The organism is Pseudoalteromonas sp. 2CM28B (assembly GCF_023161935.1).
In genome coordinates, this window is sequence record NZ_JALNTH010000001.1 from 86,105 (window position 1) to 111,368 (window position 25,264).

Genomic DNA, 25,264 nt, shown 5'->3' on the forward strand with positions numbered 1-25,264 from the left:
GTTTTTACCCGTATTATTTATTACTCACCCCAAGCTGGGCCTTTAAATCATTAGCAAAACTCACAAACTTTTCTTTAATGGTGCGTTTAACTTTTACCTCCACCGAACCTAAAACTGTTTTACCTTCGAGGTTAATTGTGGGGCCTTGGCGCTTATTAAGCGACACCGTTTTGTTTTCAAAACTACCTAATATACAAAACATTTTAGAAACTACATTAACGTGCTCTGGTACGTAAATTTCTTCGCTGCCAAAAATACAATTTACATGCACGGTAACATGTTGGTGGGCAAAAATAGCATCAGTAAAATCTAAAACAATCGACCCCATATAGTTTTGAATGTAAATATCTTTAGGCACCACCCATTGGCCGCTACGCTCGCTTGAGCCTAAAATGCTTCGCAGTGTTAAGTTTTCTTCATCCGCTTGTTGGGCACTGTAATTAGGGGCAAATTGCGTTTGCTTTTGAGCACTGTACTGGGTATCTGTAGTAAGGGTTAAATCCTCTACTAAATTAAGTAACGCGATATTATCGGTTGCTTCCATTGCACTGTCTAAACGCCTTTCAAAGGCTTCAGCTGAAATAACGCCATGGCTGTAGTTATAAATAAGTTGATCTATCACTTGTTCGCGAACTTGCTCTATTGGGCGGTCTTCAATTTTTACAGACATGGGAATAATCCTTTTTATATGAGTTACCACTGTACATAGCAAGTGGTGTACCAAAACTTAACTATTTATATATCAATGGCTTATTATTTTAGTAGCGCCGCTTAATTTATTATATTAACGATAGATTAACCAAAACAGCAATATAATCGTTATTTTCACCACTTAAGAAAGTTTTACCTAATAGCCTGTAAATGTTTACTCGGAGGTATTTTTATTTATACCCAATAAAATAGCTAACTTCATGAATTTAAAGTGTTAATAAAGTTGGCCTAAAGCTCGCATACATAAAAGTGTCTTTAATCAAAAGGAGAAAGATTATGAAAACATTCAACAAATCTATGATTGCGGCTTTAGTTCTAGGTACTACAGCTATGGGTGCTCAAGCGGGCACTTGGGAAAATGAAAGTAAAGATGCTTGGATTGATGGTAAGGCAGAAACAGTGCTTCTTATGAACACTAATCTAAACAACTTTGACATTAACACTGATGTAAAAAATGGCAAGGTAGTACTTACAGGTAAAGTAAACAGCGACCTTGATAAAGAGCTAGCTGAAGAACTTGTAATTAGCCTAGATGGCGTATCTGATGTAGAAAACAACCTAACTGTTGTGAAAAACATGGATATGGACGACAAAGATCGTGACACTATGGATGATGACGATAACGACTTAACTGACGCTAAAATCACCACAGTAATTACTACACGTTTCTTATTTGACTCAGAAGTTGACGGTACAGATATCGATGTTGATACCGACAACGGTATAGTAAAACTTAAAGGTTCTGTTGAAACAGAAGCTGAAAAGCAGTTAGCAGTAAAAATTGCTAAAAATGCTGAAGATGTTCGTGACGTAGTAGATGAACTAACTATTGTTGCTGAATAATACACTATACTAAAAAGCCCAGCTTAGCTGGGCTTTTTGCTTGTCATTTTTAAAGGAGCTATATCATGGATATCATTCGTATAATACTGTCGATTTTATTACCGCCACTGGGTGTATTTTTACAAGTTGGTTTAGGTATGCACTTTTGGCTAAATATTTTACTAACTTTACTGGGTTACTTCCCTGGTTTAATTCACGCTATCTACATTATCGCTAAAAAATAATGTGTGGTGTGTTCAATGTGAGCCGGCCACTTTTTTATAGTTATTAAAATTGTAAAAAAGCGGCTTACATACTTCTGTGTTTATTTTTCTGTTATTTCCTGCCTATTCGCATGCAAAAAGATTACTATTTAAGCAGTCAGCTTACTGATTGTTAAAATAAAGGTTTTTGCTAGTGACAAGCCTTAAAAAACTTTTTATACTGCAACCCGCTTTAGTCGCTCAGTGGCTAAACGCTTCAAAAATTAACTACCTCGTAGTTATACAAAGTTGGCCCCTTAGCTCAGTTGGTTAGAGCACACGACTCATAATCGTTAGGTCCCCAGTTCGAGTCTGGGAGGGGCCACCACTTTTCAAAGCTTTCCAATTTTTAAATAGTTATAGCCAATACAAAATATTTTCTACGGTACTTTTTATACAGTATTTAGGTTAGTTGTTTGTGTGCCTATACCGCCTCTATTATTTAAAAACCAGCTTCAATCATTTTTCTTTTTTACTAATAACAGCGACATATGTTGGTTCGGTTGCTAGATTCATATTTGCAATCAAGAACCTAGTTGTGTACTTTCCTAGGGACAATTTAAGGTTGTTAAAATAAATTTAAAAGGAAGTATTATGAAAAAGAATAAAATTGCAATCTTGCTAGTGACTGCTGTTATTACAAGTCCAGCTGCTTTTGCAGAGTCACCTAACTTTAACTATGTTGCTGGAGGTTATCTTGGCGGTGATATTGATGGCGATGATGCAGATGGATGGACATTTGATGGTAGCACGCTATTAGGCGAAAACTTTTTCCTATCTGGTCAATACCAAACTCTGGGTAATTCAGATGATGGTGTTGATGTCGACTTAAACTGGCTTAGTGCTGGAATAGGTTATCGCACAGCTATTGGCGCGAACACTGACTTCTATGGTTTAGCAACTTACGAAAACGTAGAGCTAGAGGCATCGTATCGTGGAAGTAGTGCTTCGAATGACGAAAATGGCTATAGTCTATCTGTAGGTGTTCGCTCTATGGTAAGTGATAATATTGAGCTAGATGGCCGAGTAAGCAATGTCGATATTGCAGATGAGAGTGAAACATCTTTCAGTGTGGGCGCACGTTACTACATTAATAACAACGTTTCACTTGGGGCTAATTACACCTCATTGGACGAGCTAGATTTAGTAAGCTTAACTGCTCGTTATAGCTTTTAAGTATTAATAAATAAAAAATAAGCGCACTAAACAGTGCGCTTTTTTTATGCCATTTACTTTTTATAAGTAGTTTCTAATTTACTTGGTACTTACTGTTAGTACGAATGTAAATAGTGGCTGTTTTGTCGCTAGTGTTCTCAATCGTGTGGGTAAAGTTACCGGTTGATTCTACATAGCTGCCTGCGCTTAGGTTTTGCGCTTTATCTTGCTCGCTTGAGTTGTACTCAACGGCGCCGGCTATAACAACAGCACGAAATTCGCTTGCATCTGTTTTTATTTCACCTTTAAAGCCGGCAGGAAGTTTAATCATTGAGCCGTTCATATCGGCTGTACTTCCCCAAAGGTAGGCGGTTTGCACGCCTTGGGCGTTAATGTCGTTTAAATCGCTGCTGTTTAGCCATACTATGTTGTCTGCATGTAGGTTTAACGGGCGCTCACCATTATCAAACTGGGCATTAGTTGGTTTAACTAAGTACGGCCCTGAGTCGATTTCTAAGTAAATTAAATTTGTTTCAGCATTGGCTGCTGTAGTGTGGTTTTCACCTGCTGGTTGTGTCCAAAACGAACCCGCTGGCATCCACATTTTTTCGGCTGTTGGGTCGTCATTATGCATTTGCCCTTCAATAACGATACCGCGGTAGGTAATGTTGTGAATGTGCGGCGGAGATTCAAAGCCTTTTTTAAAGCGTACTAACATGCCTGTTGCAGTGTCGGTTGTGCGGTTTCCCCATAAATCTGCAGCGCCAGGGCTTTTATCACCACGTAGCGGGTTTAAGTAACCCCAGTCAATATTGCTTGCAGCAACAACTTTTGATGCGCTTTGCTCTGCAGAGGCTGGCGTTGATATAAGTGTTGCAACCAGTGCAAGAGTTGATGCGTTTAGTAAAAATTTCATTTAAAAGCTCCGTTAAGTTGGTATAGCGCTATAGTACGGCTTAAAATTCAGTCAATAAATGGGCATAAGTTAAATACACTTTCGCAAAAACGTGGATAATAACGTTATAGTTACGCATGCTGGTTTATGCAATAAGAGGGTTTGATGAAAATAGCTGATTTACAAGTATTACTCAAAGTGGCTGAGCTGCAATCAATTACAGCTGCTGCAAATCAATTAGATATGAGCTCATCGGCTGCAAGTGTCTCATTAAAGCGAATAGAGCAGGCGCTTGGGGCACAAATATTTGTGCGCACAACAAGGCAAATTCGCCTCACGCCTGAAGGGGAACGGTATTTACCTCTGTGTCAGCAGGCACTCGATTTATTGCAACAAGGACAAGTGCTTATTCATGAGGAGCAGCAATCCATTAGTGGTGAAGTGCGTATAGCTGTGTCATCGGAAATGGGGCGCAACCTTATGCGGGTATTACTAAATAATATTATGGATAAACACAGCGAAGTGACGCTGCGCTTACAAGCAAGCGACAGCCGCGCTGATTTTTACCGTGATGGAATTGATGTTGCGCTGCGCGCCTTAACTAAAGAGGCCGCACAGGAGCTAAATTTATACGGCTTTAAAATTTGTAACATTGCACATGTGCTATGCGCCTCGCCTGAGTACATTAAAAAGCACGGTGAGCCGTTAACGCCAGATGACCTACTGAATCATAATGCCCTTTTATATAAGCTCTACGAGGTAGTGCATGATGGGTGGGAACTGTATAACGATAATCAAAAATACAAGGTTAAAATGAGCAGCGACCGCGCCGTTAACGATGGCGATATAGTAAGGCGTTGGTGTGTTGATGGCACCGGGATAGCCAAAAAATCGGCCATTGATGTAGCTGAAGATTTATTAGCGGGCAGGCTAAAAAGGTTAATGCCCGATTACAAAATCCCCCTCACTGAAATGTGGTTAGTACTACCTAGCCGCCAGCTTATAACGCCCGCAATTAGGCTTATTCGTGATGAGTTAAAACACACTATTAGCCAATTAAGAAAAAACCTGATTGCGCAAGGGATAATTAACGAGCAAGAATGGCCCGATTCACCCTAGTGCACCTTACGCGAGGTTAGTGTTGCTAGCCTTGCACCTTTAAAATTTAATTCGCTTTCCTGTGATGGATTAAATTAAAATACACGCTCTTCTTTTATGTTCTATTTTTTCTAATTATTGGGCTTATTGCTCAGCCGATCCTATATTTATTCTAAGCAAGTGTTAGTTAAGTCCTTTATCCATTTACAGGTATCGTATGTTACTTAAACAAAAAGTTTATATTAGTCTTATTTTGGCTATTGTTGTGCCGTTAGCGGTTTCTACATTTTTATTTTCAAATAGTATTCAAAATCATACCGATGAAAAGCTCGCAAAGGTTGATTTACCCACCGCATTGAGTGAAGTAAAAAGCAAAATTGAACTCGAACTTGCCACTCCTATAATTGTTGCCAAAGAAATTGCGCAAAATAGCTTTGTTAAACAGTGGCTAAGTAACGGTGAGAGTGAGCAAGCAAGAGCCGATTATATTAATTATTTAGCCAGTATTAAAAAAGATAACAACGCAGTTATTGCTTATATAATTTCCAAAAATACCAACAACTATTACACCGATATTGGCATATCTAGACAGATAGATAGAAGCGAAGATGTATGGTTTGATCAGTTTTTATCCTCTAACAGACCCTTTGAAATAGCACTGGATATAGATAAAACCACAAATAGCATGGTGGTTTTTATTAACTATGCACTGCAAATTAATGGTGAGCGTACCGCCATTACAGGCGTAGGGCGCTCGCTCGATTCTATGATCAACCTAATTAACGAATACCGTATTGGCGAAGCCGGCGTGGTGTATTTGGTCTCTGATGAAGGTGAGGTAATGCTTCACAGTGACAGAAGTAAAATGGGTCAAAAAATTAATATTAACGATATTAAAAATGGCGCCATTATTAGTAAAACAATGGCAGGCGAAGATTATGTTGTGTCGAGTACGCCTATTGAGTCATTAGGTTGGCATTTAGTGGCAGAAGTGCCCGAGCAGCAGTTATACGGGCCAATAAATAGTGCCATTAATAGCAATTTATTATTTGGTGTGATCATTGCCATTATTGGCTTTGCCTTGGCCAGAGTTTTAGTGTCGCAAATATTTAAACCCATTGAAAACATAACTGCTGCAGTGAGCGCGTTAACTAAAAAAGATGGCGATTTAACCGTAAGGCTGCCTACTAACGATAACAACGAAATATCAGAGCTTGCCGCTAACTTTAATTTATTTTTAGAGCAGTTACATGGCATGTTTAAGCAAGTGTCGGACTCAGCAAACCATGTTAAAAGCATTTCAGAAAATGTGTTAGTACAAGTACAGGGCGCGGCTAACTTGGCCGAGGTACAATCATCGAGCACGCAAACGGTGGCGGCAGCCGTTAACGAAATGGAAGTAACCGTACAAGACATTTCAAACAGTGCCAGTAACGCCTCTGACATTGCGACTTCAACAGAAGAAGCGACTCATAAAGGGGTGGAGTTTGTAAATAGCACGATAAAGCAAATGGAGCAGCTAGAAAACGCCATGGCTACCTCGGTTGCCTCGGTAACTGAGCTTTCAGGAGAGATAAAGTCAATTACGCAGGTGCTTGATGTTATTAAAGCAATATCGGAGCAAACTAACTTACTGGCGCTCAATGCTGCCATAGAAGCCGCGCGGGCAGGCGAACACGGCCGTGGTTTTGCCGTTGTAGCCGATGAAGTAAGAACCCTTGCTATGCGTACTGCAGAGTCGACCGAGCAAATTAACGAAATGATAGACACGTTAAATTCTAAGGCTTCAAGTACGGTGTCGGCTATAGAGCTTGGCAGTAAAAATACCCTAGAAAACGCCGAACGTTTAAAAGTAACGGGGAGTACCTTAACGGGTATATCTCAAGAAATTGTTACGCTAAGTGAGCTAAATAGCTCAGTGGCAACAGCCACCCGCGAGCAAACGTTGGCTACCTCAGAAATTAGTCAAAATGTGGTGATGATTTCTGATTCTGCTGAGCAAACAAAACAAAATATGAAAACCTCAGAGCAGCTATGCAATGGGCTAAATGAAGAGTCGAATATATTAAAAGACTTACTGGGTAAGTTTACGCTTTAAAAAAAAGTGACAACATTAAGCTAAAAAACGCGTTGTTACTTAGTTAATCTAAGCTTTGGTTAAGAGGTTTATTATCCAAAGTTTAGGTTAATAACAACGCGTTTTTAAACGGGTTAATTTTTACGGTAAATTTCGTGTTGAATGTCGTAAATATTAACGCTTAAGCTGTCAGAATCTCGGCAATAAGTTTTTAAACACTCAAGCAAGCTCTCGCTTAACATTTGTTTTTGTTCAATAGAGCGCCCGGCCATGATATGCGCCGCAATATGAATAAACCCTTCTTTTCCTTCACCTAGCTGGTATTGCTGATAAGCAATAGCGCGGGTTTTAATGGTTTCTAAGTCAAACAAACCACTTTGAAAAGTCGCGTTGTGCACTTTTTCAACAAGTACTTGCGGTAATACAGGAAGATCTTCAGAGTGTTCAATAATAATGTGCGGCATTTACGCGTTTCCTATTATGAGTTACTACGTGGGCGTACGTATAATTGTACCAAAGCCTGAACTGTGCGCTAACCCCTCAATGGCCTAAATTTAGTTGTATTAATTTTTGATGGTAGTATAAAAACAGTCACGTGAACCTTCGCTTATAAAGCAAAATTAAGGATTAATATGAAATTACCACACCGCTTTAAACGTTTAGCTGTGCTATTAAGTGCAGTGGTTACCTTAAGTGCCTGCTCAGATGATGTTGCATCGGTGAGCTTAGGGCTGTTTACTACTAAAGATGTAGTGGTAAATTCCCAGCAAGATCCGCTAGTAAAAGGGGTTACGTGCCATATTAGCCATATTGAGGCCGACTTAGATTTTTCAGATCCCTCTGATATGTCTATTGCGTGTCGCCAAACTGGGCCAATTACAGCCGATATGTTACAAGCAATAGATCGCAGTAAGTCGGGCGAAGTGGTGTTTAAGTCATCAAAAAGTATTTTATTTAAATCGCTAAAAGTACGCCGTATTTACGATGCACAAAATCGCACATTACTGTACTTATCGTACTCGACTAAGGAGTCGAGCGGCAGCCACCACCACGCACTTTCAACTGTGCCTTTATACAATACACAAGCTTGGAACTGGGCACTTGAACAAAAATAAGAGCACACTATGTTAGCGTTATTTAAATCAAAGCCGCTGCTTGAACAAGCCGAGCAGCAGTGGCTAATTGATACCTTTATTTGGGCGGTAGAGCACTTTGATGCCGCATTTTTTACCAAGCACACGCAAATAATATTGCCAACGGTGGCGCATTTTCCTGATTCGGTATCGAGTATTGAGGAAATGGCCACTAAGGTATTTGTACGAGTACGTGATTACGCAGGTATGAGTGCGTGGCCAATACAATTAGTTGCGCCACAACAGTTACAGCCGCAAGTATTTCCGCATTTTGAATTTGCTGAACACTTACGCGGAGAGCAAAGCCAACTTATTGTACCGCCAAGCCACACGATTAATATCTCGTTTAATCCTAATCAAATTAATCAGCCGCAAGATTTAGTGGCCAGCTTTGCCGGCACGCTGGCTACTGTATTAATTCATCATGTTGGGGTGTTACCGCCAGGCGGTAAAGACTACTTGCCACAAGCGGCCGATGCGCTGGCCTGTTTTTTAGGGTTTGGGGTAATGATGAGCAACACTGTGTATCAATTTAAAGGCGGGTGTGGCTCGTGCTATAACCCTTATGCTAATCGTGAAGCGAAGCTAAGCGAAACTCATACCGTATTTATGCACGCGCTGATCAGTTATTTTAAAAACGATCGTGACTCTAAAAAACATTTAAAGCCACATTTGCGCAGCCAATTTAAAAAAGCCCAAAAAGAGATCAAAGCATTAGTTGATAACTCTGCTAATCCGCTATTGCTTGCCTATGCACCAACTTAAACCGGATACTTGTGAACTACTTAGACGAATTTTTACTGATTGCCATCGCCCACTTTTTTGCAGTAGCCAGCCCAGGCCCCGACTTTGCCGTGGTGCTCAAACAAAGTATACAGCAGGGCAGGCGTAACGCCCTATGGACAAGCGCTGGTGTGGGCGCTGCTATTTTATTACACGTAGGATATTGCGTATTAGGGGTAGCGCTAATTTTAACGCAGTCGCCTAATTTATTTATGGCATTAAAGTATGTTGCGGGGGCGTATTTAGCCTATTTAGGCGTACAAGCATTAAGGGCTGCCAAACCACCGGTAAATAAAACAGACAACATAGAAAACAAAACAACCCCACAAGAAAGCGTATGGCATGCATTTAGGCGCGGCTTTTTAACCAACGCGCTTAATCCTAAAGCCACTCTCTTTTTTATGTCGTTATTTACCTTAGTTATTAGTGTAACTACACCAACTAGCGTGCAAATTGTGTATGGGGTTTATATGGCTTTGGCAACGTGGGTGTGGTTTTCTATGCTTTCTTTAGTGCTGTCAAAACCCAGTGTACGGGCATTTTTTCAAAAAAGCGGCTATTGGTTTGACCGGGGTATAGGTGTTATTTTAATTGCTTTAGCCATTCGTGTAGTAATTTAACCTTAGGGAGAAGTCATGCCTATTTATAATTTTTCGTTTGGATCGAATATGTCCTCTAACCGCTTGCTTGCGCGTTTACCAAAAGCAAAGCGAGTTGGCACAGCTGTACTAAAAGGCTACGAGCTTACGTTTAATATGCTATTTAAAGATGGCTCGGGTAAGTGCAGTATTCAAAAAAGTGATGACAAAAACGCCTTGGTATATGGCGTGGTGTATGAACTTGATGAAGCCGAAAAAGCAATTTTAGATACCATAGAAGGCCCAGGCTACGATTGCGTGGCTATTAAGCCCACTTTGTTAGATGGTGAGCAAATAGAGGCCCATTGCTATATTGCTAACACTCACGATAACGATGTACTGCCATACGACTGGTATATTCAGCACGTTCATCGCGGCGCGCTTGAGGCGGGCGTACCAAAAGAATACAGTGATGCAATACTTAATCGGCCGCATAAGCCCGATACAAATAAAGAGCGTGCTGATATTGAATTTGCAGTGCACCAAAAATAATAAGGATAACCATGAAACTCACTAAATTAGCCAGTTTAGCGTTGCTTGCCAGTGCCACTTTTAATAGTTGGGCACAAATTAATACCACGGACTTAGAAGAGGTCATTAACACCTCAATGGCACGCTTTGACGTACCGGGTATGGCGGTAGCGGTTGTGCAAGACGATAAAGTTGTATTTGCTAAAGGGTTTGGGACAAGCAACCTCAATACAAATGCAAAAGTGAACAAAGACACACTTTTTGGTATTGCCTCAAACACAAAAGCGTTTACCAGTGCAGCGCTGGCTAAGTTGGTTGATGAAGGTAAGTTAAGCTGGGATGACAGGGTAATTGACCACTTACCTGAGTTTAGGTTGTACGATTCCTACGTCACCCGCGAAATGCGTGTTCGTGATTTATTAAGCCATCGCAGTGGCTTAGGGCTTGGGCAGGGCGATTTAATGATTTGGCCAAGTACTGATAAATCTATAGAGGATATCTTAGTCGGTCTACAGTATTTAAAGCCAGCCAGCAGCTTTCGCAGCCAGTATGCCTATAACAACTTAATGTTTGTAGCCGCAGGCGAAGTGGTGGCACGTGTATCAGGAATGAGCTGGAATGATTACCTCGAAAAAAATATATTACAGCCTTTGCACATGGATAACTCGCGCGCGGGCTTTTCGCGTATTCCAAAAAGCAATAAAAACTGGGCAATTGGCCACATACCAATGGATGGCAAGCTCAATCCTTTTTTTGTTAACTACCTAGAAGACTTTAGAGGCGCAGGGGCTATTGCATCGAGCGTAAACGATATGAGCCAATGGTTACTAACGCAGTTAGCTGGCGGAAAAATGCCAAGCGGCGAGCAACTATTTAGTGAAAAACAGCAAGCGCAAATGTGGCACCCGCATATTACCTCTATGGCTTCTAAAAGTGCGTATGAGGCCTATCATCAGCAATTTAGAGGCTATGGGCTAGGTTGGAGCATTGAAGATTACCACGGCTTTAAAAAGCTAGGCCACGGCGGGGGCATTTTAGGTATGGTGTCGCAAGTTACATTATTGCCTGAGAAAAAGCTCGGCATTGTTATTTTATCTAATCAGCAAGCATTTAGTGCACTTTCGGCAGTAACCCACGAAGTGCTTGAAGATGCCCTTGAGCTTGAAGATAAAGACTGGGTTGAAGAGTTGGCTAAAAAACATTTTGCGAGTAAACAAAAAGCCTACGCCAATGCAAAACCCGACACCCCAGCAGATTACCAGCCACAGTTACCTAATATAAATTACACCGGCACGTTACATGATGATTGGTACGGCGATGTAATTATTGAGCAACTAGATGGCAAACTACGTATTGATTTTACCCATACCAAACGCTTAAAAGGCACGCTTGAGCATTACACAGGTAATACGTTTATTGTTAAGTGGGATGAAAAGCTACTCGAGGCCGATGCGTTTATTCGTTTTGATATGGGCGCAAACAACCGTGTAAATAGCGCCAAAATGCGCGCGGTATCAACAGCGGTAACAGACTTTAGTTTTGATTTTAGAAACCTAAATTTAAAAGCTAAGTAGTGATGCTATACACCAAAGTCGCAAAGCCACCGTAAGGTGGCTTTGTTATATTAAGCACTCACATTAAAGGAGCGTTTATGCGTACTGCAGTTATTTCACATCCTCATTGCCGTAAACATAAAATGATTGACGATCATCCAGAGTGCCCAGAGCGCCTAGACGCTATTGCCGATAGACTTTTGGCAAGTGGGGTAGATATTGGCTTAACGCATCTACAAGCGCCTAAAGCGCAGCGTGAGCATTACTTATTAGCCCATGATGAGTCATTAGTTAACCTTGTGGAGCGCTTAGTTCCTCAGCAGGGGCTGCATAACCTTGATGGCGACACCTGGCTTTGCCCTGATTCGTTTAAAGCGGTAGAGCGCGCCGTAGGAGCAGGGTTGTTGGCTGTAGATGAAATTCTCGCAGATAAACTCGATGCGGCGTTTTGCGCTGTACGCCCGCCAGGGCATCATGCCAATGCACACGCTTCTTCTGGGTTTTGTGTATTTAATAATTTAGCAATAGCAGTTAAGTATGCTCAAAGCAAAGGCATTAAGCGTATAGCAATAGCTGATTTTGACGTACACCATGGTAATGGCACCCAAGACATATTTATAAACGATGAAAACGTATTACTTTGTTCGCTATTTCAATACCCATTTTACCCAAACACAGCCGTAAAAAATAACAGCCACATAGTAAATTCCCCTTTGCCAATTGCCAGTAGTGGCGATGATTTAAAAGAAGTGTTTAATACCCAATGGTTGCCAAAATTAAAAGCCTTTAAGCCAGAGCTGTTATTTATCAGTGCAGGGTTTGATGCCCACCTAGAAGATGACATGGCAAGTTTAAAGTTTGTAGAAGATGACTACAGCTGGCTTACAGAGCAATTATGCGACGTTGCAAAAGAGAGTGGCTGCAAAGGTGTTATATCTTACCTTGAAGGGGGCTATGCGCTATCAGCATTAGGAAGAAGTGCTGTAGCGCATATAAAAGTGCTTAGTGAGTACTAATAGCAATCCGCAATAATACTTAATTAAGCGAATTGGTATAACTAAGGGTTATAAGCCCAGTAAATCAAACGCCTGCTTGGTATTAAGGGTTTTAATTTTGCCAAGGCAGCATTGCCCTTCATTTAATAAATAAGTGGTTACCAGTTGCGCTAGCTGCTCCTGTGAAAGAGGGGCGCATGCAGCGCCGTGTAGGTCAACGTACTCACCTTGCTTGTTCAACACGCGCACATTACTAAGCTCACTTTGCGTAACACTGTGCAAACAGGCTTTTTGTTCTTGTTTATCGTGCGCTATTTCAAGCTCATTATAAACAATTAATAACTGTGGAAAGCTGTTTAGCATAGTTACCCTACGGTTACCTCGTATGAGGTAAATTTACGCACATTAATAACGCCAGTATCAAAAATTAAGTACTGACCTTTTATACCTTGCAGCACGCCGCTTACTACAGGGTTTTTATCAAAATTAAACGAACTAATTTTAGTAGGGTACTCTGTCACCGGAAAGTTTAAATCAACCACGTCTTCATCAAGTTGCTCTATGGCTGTGGCACCAAATAACTCGCTTAGCTCGTTTAATTTATCGCTAATTTGCGGGATCAGCTCTGCCGCGGCGGCTTTAAGGTCAATGGCTTCGTTTTGGCCCTTTAGCATGTTACGCCAATTGGTTTTATCGGCAATAAACTCGGCCAATGCCACCTCAACTAAGCCTGATTGCAAACGTGTTTGTACTTTAAAAATAGGCAGTGCTTGAGTGGCGCCTTGATCAACCCAACGTGTCGGTATTTGCGTATGGCGAGTAATGCCTACTTTAAGCCCAGAGGTGTTGGCTAAATACACATAATGCGGGATCATGCAGTTTTCTTCGCCCCATTGCGGCTCGCGACAGGTGCCTTTATCGTAATGGCAGGTTTCTGGTTTCATAATGCACATATCGCAGCTAGCAAGCTTACGCATACACACAAAACAGTGGCCTTGCGAGTAACTCTTTTTGGTTTTTTTGCCACAGTTTGAGCATAAAATGGTACCGCTAAACGTCAGCGTTAACTCTTTACCAATGAGTGCGTTTAGGTCGACTAGGTTGTCGCCCACAGGAAGATGATATTGAACCGGCTCTGTTAAGCTCGATTTTAATTTACGCAAAGTGCCTTGCATCTTTACTTGGCCCCTAAAGATGTTGATATTAAAACGTGGAGTTTAACATCTTTAAACTGTATTGGCTTTTTAAGAAATACAAATAGTCATCTAAGGGAAGTGGTTTAGCGTATAGGTAACCTTGCGCTCTGTCGGCGCCCATTTCTTTTAATAAGTGGTGCACATCTTGGGTCTCTATGCCTTCCATGGTTATAGATAGCCCTAGGTTATGTGCCATATCTATAGCGGTTTGCACAATCACTTTATTGGCGGTGTTATTCGTTAAGTCAAATACAAACGATTTATCTACTTTAAGCTCCGTAAAGCGGTAATTAACCAAATAACTTAGCGATGAATAGCCAGTGCCAAAGTCATCAAGGACCACGCGCACCCCTAAATCAGAAAGCTCATTAACCAACGAAATAAGCGCTTCGTGGCTTTCAACTAATGCTGACTCCGTTAATTCAAACTTAAGAAGCTGCGCCGGAACTTGGTATTTTATAAGGACGTTTTCGACTTTTTCGGCTAGGTTTTTAATCGACAGATTTTTAGCACTTAAATTTACGCTAATTGGGTGATCGTTATAGCCCTGCTCGGTTAGTTTGACGATATCTTTACAGGCTTGCTCAATAACCCATAAGGTAAGCTCGTTAATAATACCTGTGTGTTCAGCAAGGGTGATCAGCTCTTCTATCGATACGCCTTTAAAAGCCGGGTCGGGCCAACGTAGCAGCGCTTCGGCGCCACATACTTGATTAAAGTTCAGCCCTATTTGAGGCTGATAATACAACGCTAGTTGGTTGTCTTTAATTGCTTTTTGTAATTTAGCGGCCAATGCCACATCCATTAATATATTACTGCCGTTAGAAGCGCTTACTACTAAATCGTTATTACTTTTAGCTTTTTTAAGTGCCAAGTAACCCCGTTTCGTCCAGTATTCAAAGTCGTCACTGTGGGCTGCGCTACTAATCCCTATGTTATAGGTAAGTTGTAAGTTTAAGCCTTGAATTTCGTATTGTTTGGGCAGGCTATTTATAACTTTAATTAAGGCCCCTTCAAGTGACTCCTGGTTTTGGTTTTTAGTAGATATGCAGGCAAATACCCCGCTGCCTAAGTCGGCTAAGCGGGGGCTGTTATTAAAATCTGTATCGAGGTTGGTAAATTCGCGCTCATGGCTAAGCTCTAACTCTATTTGTTTAGCCACGTGCTTTATTAAAGTGTAGCCCTGTGATGGGGTAATAATGGTATTGAGCGAGTTAAAATGGCGAATTTTAATTAAACACAAGGTGGTATTTCGCCCCTGTGCTTGTAAGCTCATAAACGCTTGTTTTAATTTGGCACTGTTAAGTAATTTAGTTTGCTGAGTATGTGTAGCATGATAAAGCGCACGCTCGCGCTGGTAGCGCACTCTATCGGCAAGTGCCATAGCCATTAAAATAACTTCACACAATATAGCCACTAAAAACGCGTGACGAATCGCAAAGCTATAATCCAAATAGCCCGTTAATTCTAATGGCTGTATTGCCGCGCCAACAATGAGGGGAACCCACGAAAAAACGTAAAACTTCGCCCACCTAAAGCCCGTGCGTAGTTTGTTATAAATTAAAATAACACACGTAATATATAACAAGCTTAATACACAAAAAAAGATGGGTGCTGCAATGTACTCGGGTATAAATAAAGTGGTGATTGATAATAAAGATATTAAAATAAGTAGCGCTTTACTCATTTTATAGCGCCAGCATTTGTCCTTGTGGTAGCGCAAAAACATGGTGCAAAAGGCGAGCGTAAAAAAGGCCATTGCGTAGTTTGAAAAAATCACTTTTTCGTGTAAGTACAATTGCCACTCTAGGGGCCACAAGTAAAAGCCAAAGCCCATTACAATGCCCATTAAACACAGCGCACTAATTATATAGCCTATATAAACTAAATAAACGCGGTCTTTAATCCCAAAATAAAGCACTAAATTATACAGAGCAGCCATTAATAACACGCCGGCAAATATGCCCCAAATGCCGGTTTGCGAGCGAACTAAATCAACAAATTCTTTATGGCGATACAAATTAACCGGGGTTTTGCTGATCCCCGTCGTATCTATTTTTATGGCTAAGCGCTCTGTTGTTTTACTCTCAAGTGCAAAACGTATATGCGGTACGCTATATTGAAAAAGCGTAAGAGACTTTACTTTATCACCTAATTTATAGCTTTCTATAAGCTGATTTCTTTTGTTTAACCGATACACGCTGAGGTGATCAACCATCGGGTTATCAAAATGGGCAACAATGTCTTGAGCATCTAAACTTTTATTTTCAAGGTCTATAAATAGCCAATAGTTTTGCTGCTTAAAGCTCCACTGAATATCGGTTAACGGCTGGTGGGTGATTAGCTCGGGATTTAAAATAATATCGTTGAGTGTGTGAGATTTACTTTCATCTATGTAGTAGGCAAAGTCTAAATATACAGGCGTGGTTTTATCGATGGTATAGCGAGTCGGCACAACCAGGTTAGAAGCGAGTGTGCTAATAATATAAAATATGAAAATCAGTATGGCTATGGCCGCGGCATGATAACGTAAAGTTTTCGTTTCCAATGTTGTATACTTGTAATAAATCTTTTAATTAGTGTAGCACTAAAAAAGCGCATATAAACTGCGCTTTTTTAGTTAAATTTTTAGGGCCTGCTTATCCTTCAGGATTAAAATTTGTTCTAACTAGGGACGATTTAATCGTGGCGCGAGGTTTGTAACCTAGTGGGCTAAGTAAAAACCGAGCAACAAAGAGTTAATCGTCCCTAGGACGAACCTTCGTGCAGCGCGTGTTTGGTATTTATACTGCGTTATCGCCTATTTATGGGGAATAACCACACTACATAGGCTCTGCCTTGCCTAAATACCAAACACACTGCTGCAAATTTAATCTCGAAAGATAAACAGGCCCTAAGTTAAACCAATAATTTAGTTACAGGCTACTGCTCTCGGGCAATCGCTCTGTAAGCAATATCGGTGCGGTACTCCATACCTTCCCAGCTAATTTGTTTTACAAGATCGTATGCACGTTGCTGTGCCTCGGTAACGGTATTGCCGAGTGCCGTTGCACATAATACACGTCCACCTGCGGTGACAACGTTTTCGCCATCTTGCTTAGTACCCGCATGAAATACTTTTTCATCAGCAGGGTAGTTAACTTTAAGGCCTGATATTGCATCACCTTTAGGGTAATCACCTGGGTAGCCTTTAGCGGCAAGTACAACACCTACGGCTGCGCGCGGGTCAAACTCAATGGTTGTTTTATCAAGTTCTTCGCGGTTTGCCGCTTCAACTAGTTCAACTAAGTCTGATTTAAGACGAAGCATCATAGGTTGCGTTTCTGGGTCACCAAAACGACAGTTGTACTCAATTACTTTAGGCGTGCCTTGAGCATCAATCATTAAGCCTGCGTATAAAAAGCCAGTGTAAGGATGGCCTTCGCTTGCCATACCCTCAACGGTAGGAACGATGACTTCGTTCATAATGCGCTGGTGGATCTCGTCGGTTACTACAGGTGCCGGTGAGTATGCGCCCATGCCGCCAGTATTTGGACCTTCATCGCCATTATATGCACGCTTATGATCTTGGCTTGTTGCAAATGGCAAAATGTTTTTACCATCAACCATAACAATAAAAGAGGCTTCTTCGCCTTCTAAAAACTCTTCGATCACGACGCGGCTGCCAGCCTCGCCAAAAGCATTACCGGCAAGCATATCGCGAATAGCGTCTTCAGCTTCGCGTTCATCCATTGCCACAATAACGCCTTTACCAGCTGCTAGGCCATCTGCTTTTATTACAATTGGCGCGCCTTTTTCTTTTAAATAAGCAAGGGCTGGGTCAATTTGTTCAAACGTTTGGTAATCAGCAGTTGGTATGGCATGGCGAGCTAAAAAGTCTTTAGTAAACGACTTAGAGCCTTCTAGCTGCGCTGCACCGGCTGTTGGACCAAAAATAGCGAGACCATGTTCACGGAACTTATCTACTACGCCTAATACAAGCGGTACTTCAGGGCCAACAATAGTAAGTTCTACATTGTTTTGTTGTGCAAAGCTTAATAGGCCATCTAGGTCTTCAACGTTAATTGCAACGTTTTCTAGTTTGGGCTCAAGTGCAGTACCGGCATTACCCGGTGCTACAAATACAGTGTTTACTTTCGTGTTTTGAGCGGCCTTAAACGCAAGTGCGTGTTCACGGCCGCCGCTGCCAATGACTAATACATTCATGGCGAAATATTCCTATTTAAAGCGGTTTTTTAAATTTCAGCGTCATACGGTCGCTTTCACCAATAGCTTTGTATTTATCAGCGTCTTGTTCGCCAAGGCGTAAGCTAGGTGGTAGCGTCCACACCCCTTTAGGGTGATCGGCTGTATCTTTTGGATTGGCGTTAATCTCACTGCTTGCAACTAATTCAAATCCAGCTTTTTTAGCTAAATCGACCACGTAACTTTGCTTCATGTAGCCGGTTGATTTTTGATCCTCATCAGGTCGGCTTTCATCTAAGCGATGTTCAACTACACCTAATACGCCACCTGGTTTTAACGCTTTATAAAAAGACTTAAATGCACTGAGTGCGCCTTTAGTGTCTTTACCCATGTACCAGTTATGTACATTGCGAAAGGTTAATACCATATCGGCAGTGCCGGCTGGGGCAATATCAGTGTGCGTTAATGGGGCAAACTCAGAAATTTTTACTTTGCTAAAACGCTCATCTTCGGCCACTTTTTTCTTAAAGCCGGCTAAAGAGCGCTGGTAGTAACCTACCGATGAATCACTCGGAAAATGCGCTGCGTAATATAAGCCTTGCTCTTTAAGTGCAGGGGCTAAAATTTCGCTGTACCAACCACCACCGGGGGCAATTTCAACCACGGTCATTGTTGGTTTAAAACCAAAAAATGCCAGTGTTTGCTCAGGGTGACGGTATTCATCGCGGGCGCTATTTTTAGCGCTACGCTCGCTTGATTGAATAGCATGGCTAAGGCTTGACTCATGGTTATGGCTAAGTGCCATTGTTGAGGTCAGCGTAAGCGAGGCAACAAGTAGTGACTTTAGTGCAAATTTCATCGTTTGTTCCTTAACATTTTAAATAGGTGTTGAACCAGAATACGTGAATTGATTGCAAACACAAAGGGCTAAACGTTGTGTTTAACCCTTTGTGTGATTAGTGGCGGAAGTGGCGCATGCCGGTAAATACCATCGCCATGCCAGCTTCGTCAGCGGCGGCGATAACTTCTTCATCGCGCATTGACCCACCCGGTTGAATAACCGCGGTAATTCCAGCGGCTGCGGCTGCGTCTATACCATCACGGAATGGGAAAAACGCATCTGATGCCATTACAGAGCCAGGTACTTCTAGATTTTCATCAGCGGCTTTAATACCCGCTATTTTAGCTGAGTAAACACGGCTCATTTGGCCTGCGCCTACGCCAATGGTCATACCGTCGCGGGCATATACAATCGCGTTTGATTTAACAAACTTAGCCACTTTCCAGCAAAATAGTAAATCTTTAAGTTCTTGCTCAGAAGGCTGGCGCTTAGATACGACTTTTAAATCGCCTTGGGTAACCATGCCTAGGTCGCGGTCTTGTACTAAAACACCGCCGTTAACGCGTTTAATATCGTGGCCAGTTGCTTTGCCACTCCATTGACCACACGCTAATAAGCGTACGTTCTTTTTAGCTTCAACAATTTTTGCTGCTTCGCTTGAAACGCTAGGGGCAATAATTACTTCAACAAATTGACGCTCAACAATGGCTTGCGCTGTTGCGGCGTCAAGCTCGCGGTTAAAGGCAATAATGCCACCAAACGCTGAGGTTGGATCTGTTTTAAAGGCGCGGTCGTAAGCACTAAGAATATCTTCGCCAATTGAAACGCCACATGGGTTTGCGTGTTTAACAATAACACATGCAGGTACATCAAATTCTTTAACACACTCAAGTGCGGCGTCGGTATCTGCAATGTTATTAAACGAAAGGGCTTTACCTTGTAGCTGAGTAGCTGTTGCAACAGACGCTTCGCTTACGTTGTTTTCAACATAAAAAGCAGCATCTTGATGCGAGTTTTCACCGTAACGCATATCTTGCTTTTTAGTGAACTGCATGTTGATAGTGCGTGGGAATTTAGTCTCTTCAGCGGCTTCTTCAGTGTAATCAGGTACCATTTTGCCAAAGTAGTTAGCAATCATGCCATCGTACTGAGCTGTGTGCTCATACGCGGCAATGGCTAAATCAAAACGTGTTTTGTACGTTGTTGAGCCATTGTTGCTTTGCATTTCGCTAATAACGCGCTCGTAATCGTTTGCGTTTACCACGATGGTGACGTCTTTGTGGTTTTTAGCGGCTGCACGAACCATGGTAGGTCCGCCAATATCAATGTTTTCAATAGCATCTTCAAGGCTGCAGTTTTCTTGAGCGACAGTATTCGCAAAGGGGTATAAGTTAACTACAACAATATCGATAGCAGAGATGTTATTATCTGCCATTACGCTTTCATCTTGTCCGCGGCGCGCTAAAATACCGCCGTGAATTTTAGGATGAAGGGTTTTTACGCGACCATCCATGATTTCAGGATGACCTGTGTGATCTGATACTTCAGTCACTTTTATGCCGTTATCAGCAAGGAGTTTGCAGGTACCGCCAGTTGATAAAATATCTACACCTTGCGCTTCTAGTGCGCGGGCAAATTCAACAATACCGGTTTTATCAGACACACTTAATAGTGCGCGACGAATAGGACGATGAGTATCCATTGTAGTTTAATTTCCTCAGTTAATGAGCTAGCTTAGAAGCGGGCATTTTAACTGATTACTACTCAAAAAACGACTTATAAAGCGCCAATAAGCGTGAGCATTTTGCAACATCTCTACTAAATTGTGCACATAAAAAAAGCACCCGAAGGTGCTTTTTTTGCATGATACCAATTGTATTGGATTAGTAAGCAGTTCTAACGATAGAAAAACAAGTCTATAACAAGGCAAAAATTTTACAGTGTAGTTATTCTACATAAGAAGTTTTTAACGCCGTTATGGGCTTGTTTAGCTCGTTAGCATGCTTACGCTTTCAATATAATTGGTATTAGTTCATGCCGTATTTTTTAAGCTTTTTACGTAAAGTACCACGGTTGATACCTAGTAAAATTGCCGCACGAGTTTGGTTACCACGTGTGTATGTCATTACTTCTTCAAGTAATGGCGCTTCTAGCTCTGAAAGAACAAGGTCGTAAACGTCTTGCACATCTTGACCGTTAAGCTGCTTTAAATAGTGGTGAACAGCTTTTTTTACTGCATCACGCAATGGCTGCGGTTTCTCGTGTGACTGAACATGAGGGTTTGTGATAAATGGAGAAGTCACGTTTTGTTCGAACATTATTTAATCTCTTTCTTTCTTAGTTAGCTGCTAGTGTTTTAAAGTATTGCGTTAATGCGTCAACCTGTGCTTGTGGGTTGTCGAGCGCATTAAATACTCGCCTAAACTGACCGTCACTGTCATGGGTTTGCAAATACCAAGATACATGTTTGCGAGCGATTCGCGCTCCCATTGGCTCGCCGTAAAACGCATGGAGGTTATCTAAATGCTCCATTAAAATACTTCGCACCTCTGAAATAGCAGGTGGTGGTAAGTGTTCTCCAGTTCGCAAATAGTGGTCTATCTCCCTAAATATCCAAGGGCGACCTTGGGCGGCTCGGCCAATCATGATGGCATCTGCACCCGTATAGTCCAAAACCTGCTTTGCTTTTTCTGGAGATGTAATATCACCATTAGCAACCACAGGTATCGACACTGAGCGTTTTATATCCCTAATCGTGGCATATTCTGCTTCACCTTTGTACATACATGCGCGTGTACGCCCATGTACGGCAAGTGACGCAATGCCATAACGCTCAGCTATTCTCGCAATCTCTACACCATTACGGTTGTCCTGATCCCATCCTGTACGGATTTTAAGTGTGACAGGGATATCAACAGCGTTAACCACTGCATCAACTATCTCTTCCACAAGTTCAGGAAACTGTAATAATGCAGAGCCTGCGAGTTTCTTGTTCACTTTTTTTGCTGGGCACCCCATATTGATATCTATGATCTGTGCACCGTTAGCAACATTGAATTGTGCGGCCTGCGCCATAAGCTCAGGATCAGCTCCTGCAATTTGCACCGCGCGTATACCCGACTCACCGCTGTGATCCATACGGTTCATCGATTTTTCAGTTTTCCAAACCTTCGGGTTTGACGATAACATTTCAGACACGGCCAAGCCTGCGCCTAAGCGGCGGCAAAGCTGTCTAAATGGTCTGTCTGTAATACCTGCCATTGGCGCGACTATTACATTATTCTCAAGTTGGTATGAACCGATACGCACTGTATTCAATAGGCCTCTTTTCAAGGGGCGGTAAGTTTACGGTTTTTTTAGGAAAAATCAAAGGCTATAAATTGAACAAAAGTGACTTTTTTTTGCCCTTTTCGTATTGACTTTTGATAACCGCATGACAAGTGGGTCGATTTGTTTGAAATTTAAACAAAAAATAATTTTGTTAAATTATGCGAGCTAATTTTCTAACTGTAAAAAAATAGTAAAGCCTGTTAAATACAGGCTTTACATGCAAGTTTTGAGTTAAAACTCTAAATTTATAAATGTATGCGGTTAGCTATTTTTTGTACCGTTTACACGGGTCCAATCACCCTCTTGTGCAATATCGTCAAGCTCAATAAACGGTGCGTAAATATCGGCAACCGATTGGGCTTGCTCTTCTAATATACCCGACATAGCAATTTTGCCGCCCGGTTTAAGTAATCCCAAAATTACACTGTGAAGCTCACGCAGCGGCTGCGCTAAAATATTAGCTACTACAATATCAGCACTAAACTCAGGTTGGTTTTCTGGTAGGTATACCTCAAGCTTATCGGCTACGCCATTACGTTGTGCGTTATCTAAGCTTGCTTCTAGTGCTTGCGGGTCAATATCAATACCAATCATGCGCTCTGCACCAAGTTTAATGGCTGCAATGCCTAAAATTCCCGAGCCACAACCAAAATCAACCACTGTTTTACCACTTAAATCTTGGCTTTCTAGCCATTTAAGGCACAGTGCCGTTGTTGCATGTGTACCCGTACCAAACGCAAGGCCTGGGTCGAGCAATACATTGACTGCATCTGGGTCTGGAATGTCGCGCCAGCTTGGGCATATCCACAGTTTTTCGCCGAACTGGATTGGGTGAAAGTTATCCATCCACTCACGTTCCCAGTCTTTATCTTCTAGTTGCTCAATTTTGTATACCAGTGTGTCTTTAATTTCATCATGACGCTTAAGTAAAGCAATTACCGCGTTCATATCATGATTGGCTTCAAATAGACCAATTACAGTGGTATCGGCCCAAAACTCAACGGTGCCAATTTTAGGCTCATAAATAGGCGTGTCTTTAGCGTCAATAAAAGTAACAGAGGCGCTGCCTGCTTCCATTAATAAGTCACTCACTGCATCTGCGGTAGCAGCATTGGCATTGATACGGATTTGGATCCAAGCCATGGTTGGTTTCCTTTAAATAGAAAAAAGGCCGCTACAGCGGCCTTTTTAGTTTATATGAAGCGCTAAATTATTTAGCGTCTAAAAAGCTTTTTAGTAAATCAGAGCGAGAAGGGTGGCGTAATTTACGCAGTGCTTTCGCTTCTATTTGACGAATACGCTCACGTGTTACGTCAAACTGTTTACCTACTTCTTCTAAGGTGTGGTCGGTATTCATATCAATACCAAAGCGCATACGAAGTACTTTAGCTTCACGGGCTGTAAGGCCTGCTAGCACGTCGTTTGTTGCGCCACGAAGAGATTCCATTGTTGCCGAGTCGATTGGCGAATCAATAGTGGTATCTTCGATAAAGTCACCTAAGTGCGAATCTTCATCATCACCGATTGGTGTTTCCATCGAAATTGGCTCTTTGGCAATTTTAAGTACCTTACGGATTTTATCCTCAGGCATCATCATGCGTTCTGCTAATTCTTCAGGATTTGGCTCACGACCCATTTCTTGTAACATTTGACGAGAGATACGGTTAAGTTTATTAATCGTTTCTATCATATGTACTGGAATACGGATTGTTCTTGCTTGGTCAGCAATTGAGCGGGTAATCGCTTGGCGAATCCACCACGTAGCATAAGTCGAGAACTTATAACCACGGCGGTATTCAAACTTATCTACCGCTTTCATCAAGCCAATGTTACCTTCTTGGATTAAATCTAAGAACTGTAAACCACGGTTTGTGTATTTTTTAGCAATTGAGATTACAAGACGTAAGTTAGCTTCAACCATTTCTTTTTTCGCACGGCGCGCTTTTGCTTCACCAATGCTCATACGACGGTTAATGTCTTTAATACGCTCAATGCTTAAGCCTGTGCTTTCTTCAATTACACATAGCTTTTGGATGCAACGAATAATTTCAGGCTTCACTTCTTCAAGTTTAGCTGAATGTTTTTCGTTAGCATTTATTTCTAGGTCTAGCCACGCTGAGTCAGTTTCGTTATTAGCAAAGTGCTTAATAAACGTTTTCTTAGGTAGCTTAGCAATTTGTACCGCTTGTTTCATGATAAGGCGTTCTTGAATACGCACTCTATCCATCATTTCACGCATGTTGTTAACCATGCGATCAAACTGTTTTGGTACTAATTTAAAAGTTCTGAAAAGCTCGCCAATTTCAAAAATAGCGGCTTGAGAATCTGGGTGCGAACGCCCTTTTTCATCAAAGGTAGCGCGAGCTTTAACGTATAAATCACGTAAGTTTTCAAAGTGAATACGGGCTTCTTCTGGATCTGGGCCTGTATCAACTTCTTCTTCGTCTTCATCGTCATCGCTGTCTTTGTCATCTTCATCATCGTCTTCATCAAGTTGTTCTTCACTTAATTCAGAGCCGATGTGAGTTGCTGAGATTTGCGCTTCGTCTTCGTTAGGGTCGAAAAAGCCTGAAATAATGTCGCTTAAGCGCATTTCTTCAGCTTCAAACTTATCCCACTGTTCAAGTAGATAAGTAATCGCTTCAGGGTATTCGGCAACAGAAATTTGTACCTGGTTGATACCTTCTTCAATACGCTTAGCGATTACAATTTCGCCTTCACGTGTAAGAAGTTCAACAGTACCCATTTCACGCATATACATGCGCACTGGGTCAGTTGTACGGCCAATTTCTTTTTCTACAGTTGCAAGGGCTGCAGCAGCAGCTTCTGCTGCGTCTTCGTCTGTCGTGGTTTCTTGCATCATTAATTCATCAGCATCAGGCGCGTTTTCGCTAACCTTGATACCCATGTCATTAATCATGCTAATGATATCTTCTACTTGATCTGAGTCGATTATGTCTTGTGGAAGGTGATCATTTACTTCAGCAAAAGTTAAGTAGCCTTGCTCTTTACCTTTTTGAATCAGAAGTTTTAATTGTGACTGAGGAGTTGGATCCATAGAGATTGTTTCTTCCACTCTGATAAGTTGATACAACAGGCGTCATCATAGAGTTAGCCT

The 25,264-nt window shown here is 41.7% G+C and carries 24 protein-coding genes and 1 tRNA gene; 12 read left to right on the plus strand and 13 right to left on the minus strand.

The window, feature by feature from the left end:
• Positions 1 to 13: 13 nt before the first annotated feature.
• A complete protein-coding gene (locus tag MTN96_RS00380) occupies positions 14 to 670 on the minus strand; it encodes a LiaF domain-containing protein (RefSeq protein WP_024031434.1) in 657 nt (218 codons plus the stop codon).
• 317 nt (positions 671 to 987) lie between these two features.
• On the opposite strand from MTN96_RS00380, the gene MTN96_RS00385 reads away from it, so the two are divergent.
• The 4 genes from MTN96_RS00385 (at position 988) to MTN96_RS00400 (ending at position 2,972) form a co-directional block, all read left to right on the plus strand.
• A complete protein-coding gene (locus MTN96_RS00385; protein WP_004587605.1) occupies positions 988 to 1,554 on the plus strand; it encodes a BON domain-containing protein in 567 nt (188 codons plus the stop codon).
• Between the two features lie 65 nt (positions 1,555 to 1,619).
• A complete protein-coding gene (locus tag MTN96_RS00390) occupies positions 1,620 to 1,778 on the plus strand; it encodes a YqaE/Pmp3 family membrane protein (protein WP_004587604.1) in 159 nt (52 codons plus the stop codon).
• Between the two features lie 269 nt (positions 1,779 to 2,047).
• Positions 2,048 to 2,124: transfer RNA gene (locus MTN96_RS00395), tRNA-Ile, on the plus strand.
• A 266-nt stretch (positions 2,125 to 2,390) separates the two neighbouring features.
• The gene (locus MTN96_RS00400) at positions 2,391 to 2,972 is read left to right on the plus strand and encodes an outer membrane beta-barrel protein (protein ID WP_064387369.1); all 582 of its coding nucleotides are present in this window, start codon (positions 2,391 to 2,393) and stop codon (positions 2,970 to 2,972) included.
• Positions 2,973 to 3,045: 73 nt separating this feature from the next.
• Here MTN96_RS00400 and MTN96_RS00405 read toward each other — a convergent pair whose 3' ends face one another.
• Positions 3,046 to 3,867, minus strand: coding sequence for a DUF4437 domain-containing protein (locus tag MTN96_RS00405; protein WP_248530486.1), 822 nt, complete (start codon positions 3,865 to 3,867; stop codon positions 3,046 to 3,048).
• 144 nt (positions 3,868 to 4,011) lie between these two features.
• On the opposite strand from MTN96_RS00405, the gene MTN96_RS00410 reads away from it, so the two are divergent.
• Together MTN96_RS00410 and MTN96_RS00415 are read left to right on the plus strand one after the other, a co-directional pair.
• A complete protein-coding gene (locus MTN96_RS00410; RefSeq protein ID WP_064387367.1) occupies positions 4,012 to 4,965 on the plus strand; it encodes a LysR family transcriptional regulator in 954 nt (317 codons plus the stop codon).
• 196 nt (positions 4,966 to 5,161) lie between these two features.
• Positions 5,162 to 7,042, plus strand: coding sequence for a methyl-accepting chemotaxis protein (locus MTN96_RS00415; RefSeq protein ID WP_055252630.1), 1,881 nt, complete (start codon positions 5,162 to 5,164; stop codon positions 7,040 to 7,042).
• 113 nt (positions 7,043 to 7,155) lie between these two features.
• Here MTN96_RS00415 and MTN96_RS00420 read toward each other — a convergent pair whose 3' ends face one another.
• Positions 7,156 to 7,485, minus strand: coding sequence for a 5-carboxymethyl-2-hydroxymuconate Delta-isomerase (locus MTN96_RS00420; protein WP_004588643.1), 330 nt, complete (start codon positions 7,483 to 7,485; stop codon positions 7,156 to 7,158).
• Positions 7,486 to 7,653: 168 nt separating this feature from the next.
• Between MTN96_RS00420 and MTN96_RS00425 the strand changes: the two genes are divergently transcribed.
• The 6 genes from MTN96_RS00425 to MTN96_RS00450 all read left to right on the plus strand — a co-directional run bounded on the left by MTN96_RS00425 (position 7,654) and on the right by MTN96_RS00450 (position 12,615).
• Positions 7,654 to 8,136: a CreA family protein gene (locus tag MTN96_RS00425; RefSeq protein WP_004588642.1), complete on the plus strand. Its 483-nt coding sequence runs from the start codon at positions 7,654 to 7,656 to the stop codon at positions 8,134 to 8,136.
• Between the two features lie 9 nt (positions 8,137 to 8,145).
• Entirely contained in the window at positions 8,146 to 8,919 is a 774-nt protein-coding gene (locus tag MTN96_RS00430; protein WP_055252632.1) for a hypothetical protein, read from the plus strand.
• Positions 8,920 to 8,930: 11 nt separating this feature from the next.
• Positions 8,931 to 9,557 carry a LysE family translocator gene (locus MTN96_RS00435; RefSeq protein ID WP_054983275.1) on the plus strand — a complete coding sequence of 209 codons (627 nt, stop codon included), beginning with the start codon at positions 8,931 to 8,933 and terminating at the stop codon, positions 9,555 to 9,557.
• A 15-nt stretch (positions 9,558 to 9,572) separates the two neighbouring features.
• On the plus strand, positions 9,573 to 10,067 hold the full coding sequence (locus tag MTN96_RS00440; RefSeq protein ID WP_029772759.1) for a gamma-glutamylcyclotransferase family protein: 495 nt from the start codon (positions 9,573 to 9,575) through the stop codon (positions 10,065 to 10,067).
• Positions 10,068 to 10,078: 11 nt separating this feature from the next.
• Positions 10,079 to 11,620: a serine hydrolase gene (locus MTN96_RS00445; RefSeq protein ID WP_248530487.1), complete on the plus strand. Its 1,542-nt coding sequence runs from the start codon at positions 10,079 to 10,081 to the stop codon at positions 11,618 to 11,620.
• 77 nt (positions 11,621 to 11,697) lie between these two features.
• Positions 11,698 to 12,615, plus strand: coding sequence for a histone deacetylase family protein (locus MTN96_RS00450; RefSeq protein ID WP_054983278.1), 918 nt, complete (start codon positions 11,698 to 11,700; stop codon positions 12,613 to 12,615).
• A gap of 48 nt (positions 12,616 to 12,663) precedes the next feature.
• On the opposite strand, the gene MTN96_RS00455 is transcribed toward MTN96_RS00450, so the two are convergent.
• From MTN96_RS00455 to rpoD, 10 genes are all read right to left on the minus strand, one after another.
• Positions 12,664 to 12,957 carry a hypothetical protein gene (locus MTN96_RS00455; RefSeq protein WP_096740211.1) on the minus strand — a complete coding sequence of 98 codons (294 nt, stop codon included), beginning with the start codon at positions 12,955 to 12,957 and terminating at the stop codon, positions 12,664 to 12,666.
• Positions 12,958 to 12,959: 2 nt separating this feature from the next.
• Positions 12,960 to 13,769 carry a DUF2797 domain-containing protein gene (locus tag MTN96_RS00460; RefSeq protein ID WP_055252638.1) on the minus strand — a complete coding sequence of 270 codons (810 nt, stop codon included), beginning with the start codon at positions 13,767 to 13,769 and terminating at the stop codon, positions 12,960 to 12,962.
• A 28-nt stretch (positions 13,770 to 13,797) separates the two neighbouring features.
• Positions 13,798 to 16,338: an EAL domain-containing protein gene (locus MTN96_RS00465; RefSeq protein ID WP_248530488.1), complete on the minus strand. Its 2,541-nt coding sequence runs from the start codon at positions 16,336 to 16,338 to the stop codon at positions 13,798 to 13,800.
• Between the two features lie 374 nt (positions 16,339 to 16,712).
• The gene (gene purD / locus MTN96_RS00470; RefSeq protein ID WP_138579962.1) at positions 16,713 to 17,996 is read right to left on the minus strand and encodes a phosphoribosylamine--glycine ligase; all 1,284 of its coding nucleotides are present in this window, start codon (positions 17,994 to 17,996) and stop codon (positions 16,713 to 16,715) included.
• Between the two features lie 16 nt (positions 17,997 to 18,012).
• Positions 18,013 to 18,834 (minus strand): class I SAM-dependent methyltransferase, encoded by an 822-nt coding sequence (locus MTN96_RS00475; protein ID WP_024031417.1) that lies wholly within the window; start codon positions 18,832 to 18,834, stop codon positions 18,013 to 18,015.
• 97 nt (positions 18,835 to 18,931) lie between these two features.
• Complete coding sequence (gene purH / locus MTN96_RS00480; RefSeq protein ID WP_004588631.1) at positions 18,932 to 20,518, minus strand: bifunctional phosphoribosylaminoimidazolecarboxamide formyltransferase/IMP cyclohydrolase; 1,587 nt, start codon at positions 20,516 to 20,518, stop codon at positions 18,932 to 18,934.
• A 325-nt stretch (positions 20,519 to 20,843) separates the two neighbouring features.
• Positions 20,844 to 21,134: a DNA-binding transcriptional regulator Fis gene (gene fis / locus MTN96_RS00485; protein WP_002957804.1), complete on the minus strand. Its 291-nt coding sequence runs from the start codon at positions 21,132 to 21,134 to the stop codon at positions 20,844 to 20,846.
• 19 nt (positions 21,135 to 21,153) lie between these two features.
• On the minus strand, positions 21,154 to 22,125 hold the full coding sequence (gene dusB, locus MTN96_RS00490; protein WP_004588630.1) for a tRNA dihydrouridine synthase DusB: 972 nt from the start codon (positions 22,123 to 22,125) through the stop codon (positions 21,154 to 21,156).
• A gap of 282 nt (positions 22,126 to 22,407) precedes the next feature.
• Entirely contained in the window at positions 22,408 to 23,289 is an 882-nt protein-coding gene (prmA, locus tag MTN96_RS00495) for a 50S ribosomal protein L11 methyltransferase (protein ID WP_248530489.1), read from the minus strand.
• A 67-nt stretch (positions 23,290 to 23,356) separates the two neighbouring features.
• Entirely contained in the window at positions 23,357 to 25,204 is a 1,848-nt protein-coding gene (gene rpoD / locus MTN96_RS00500; RefSeq protein ID WP_054983281.1) for an RNA polymerase sigma factor RpoD, read from the minus strand.
• Positions 25,205 to 25,264: the final 60 nt, after the last annotated feature.

What these genes read in the sequence shown, in the direction of transcription:
- MTN96_RS00410 (WP_064387367.1), top strand. Translation starts at nt 4,012, where the DNA reads ATGAAAATAGCTGATTTACAAGTATTACTCAAAGTGGCTGAGCTGCAA.
- MTN96_RS00380 (WP_024031434.1), bottom strand. Translation starts at nt 670, where the DNA reads ATGTCTGTAAAAATTGAAGACCGCCCAATAGAGCAAGTTCGCGAACAA.
- MTN96_RS00450 (WP_054983278.1), top strand. Translation starts at nt 11,698, where the DNA reads ATGCGTACTGCAGTTATTTCACATCCTCATTGCCGTAAACATAAAATG.
- MTN96_RS00390 (WP_004587604.1), top strand. Translation starts at nt 1,620, where the DNA reads ATGGATATCATTCGTATAATACTGTCGATTTTATTACCGCCACTGGGT.
- MTN96_RS00425 (WP_004588642.1), top strand. Translation starts at nt 7,654, where the DNA reads ATGAAATTACCACACCGCTTTAAACGTTTAGCTGTGCTATTAAGTGCA.
- MTN96_RS00445 (WP_248530487.1), top strand. Translation starts at nt 10,079, where the DNA reads ATGAAACTCACTAAATTAGCCAGTTTAGCGTTGCTTGCCAGTGCCACT.
- rpoD (WP_054983281.1), bottom strand. Translation starts at nt 25,204, where the DNA reads ATGGATCCAACTCCTCAGTCACAATTAAAACTTCTGATTCAAAAAGGT.
- fis (WP_002957804.1), bottom strand. Translation starts at nt 21,134, where the DNA reads ATGTTCGAACAAAACGTGACTTCTCCATTTATCACAAACCCTCATGTT.
- MTN96_RS00400 (WP_064387369.1), top strand. Translation starts at nt 2,391, where the DNA reads ATGAAAAAGAATAAAATTGCAATCTTGCTAGTGACTGCTGTTATTACA.
- MTN96_RS00460 (WP_055252638.1), bottom strand. Translation starts at nt 13,769, where the DNA reads ATGCAAGGCACTTTGCGTAAATTAAAATCGAGCTTAACAGAGCCGGTT.
- MTN96_RS00405 (WP_248530486.1), bottom strand. Translation starts at nt 3,867, where the DNA reads ATGAAATTTTTACTAAACGCATCAACTCTTGCACTGGTTGCAACACTT.
- purH (WP_004588631.1), bottom strand. Translation starts at nt 20,518, where the DNA reads ATGGATACTCATCGTCCTATTCGTCGCGCACTATTAAGTGTGTCTGAT.
- prmA (WP_248530489.1), bottom strand. Translation starts at nt 23,289, where the DNA reads ATGGCTTGGATCCAAATCCGTATCAATGCCAATGCTGCTACCGCAGAT.
- MTN96_RS00415 (WP_055252630.1), top strand. Translation starts at nt 5,162, where the DNA reads ATGTTACTTAAACAAAAAGTTTATATTAGTCTTATTTTGGCTATTGTT.
- MTN96_RS00430 (WP_055252632.1), top strand. Translation starts at nt 8,146, where the DNA reads ATGTTAGCGTTATTTAAATCAAAGCCGCTGCTTGAACAAGCCGAGCAG.
- MTN96_RS00420 (WP_004588643.1), bottom strand. Translation starts at nt 7,485, where the DNA reads ATGCCGCACATTATTATTGAACACTCTGAAGATCTTCCTGTATTACCG.
- MTN96_RS00385 (WP_004587605.1), top strand. Translation starts at nt 988, where the DNA reads ATGAAAACATTCAACAAATCTATGATTGCGGCTTTAGTTCTAGGTACT.
- MTN96_RS00475 (WP_024031417.1), bottom strand. Translation starts at nt 18,834, where the DNA reads ATGAAATTTGCACTAAAGTCACTACTTGTTGCCTCGCTTACGCTGACC.
- MTN96_RS00440 (WP_029772759.1), top strand. Translation starts at nt 9,573, where the DNA reads ATGCCTATTTATAATTTTTCGTTTGGATCGAATATGTCCTCTAACCGC.
- purD (WP_138579962.1), bottom strand. Translation starts at nt 17,996, where the DNA reads ATGAATGTATTAGTCATTGGCAGCGGCGGCCGTGAACACGCACTTGCG.
- MTN96_RS00455 (WP_096740211.1), bottom strand. Translation starts at nt 12,957, where the DNA reads ATGCTAAACAGCTTTCCACAGTTATTAATTGTTTATAATGAGCTTGAA.